Source organism: Aliivibrio sp. S3MY1, assembly GCF_028765575.1.
Taxonomy (GTDB): Bacteria; Pseudomonadota; Gammaproteobacteria; order Enterobacterales; family Vibrionaceae; genus Aliivibrio.
Window position 1 is genome coordinate 1 of record NZ_JARACO010000132.1, and the last position, 364, is coordinate 364.

General features: G+C 39.8%; 1 pseudogene. It reads right to left on the reverse strand.

Annotation, left to right across the window (positions count from 1 at the left end):
- Nucleotides 1–293: pseudogene (locus PVK62_RS17565) on the reverse strand (transposase); the annotation flags it as partial.
- Nucleotides 294–364 lie beyond the last annotated feature (71 nt).

Below are 364 nucleotides of genomic sequence, written 5' to 3' on the forward strand. Positions count from 1 at the left end.
GAGTCTGACATCAACAGAGCCGTAGCCTTTTTTAGTATTTCATTATGCTCCTCGAGACGAGCAAGCTTCTTTTTTAACTCACGAATTTCTATTTGTTCGGGAGTTATCGGAGATGCCGTTGGCATCACTCCACTTAACTCATCTTTTAGCTGCTGAACCCACTTAGTCATGGCTGATTTACTTACGTTCATAACCTGGGATGCTTCAGTAATTGAGTACCCTTGCTCAATTACTAATTGGGCAGCTTCTAGCTTGTATGTTGCGCTATAGTTCTTTCTTGGACGTCTTGTCATTATGTACACCTATTTAATTCTGAAATGATTATATCATTTCTAACTAGGTGGCCAAATTCACTATGCCACTA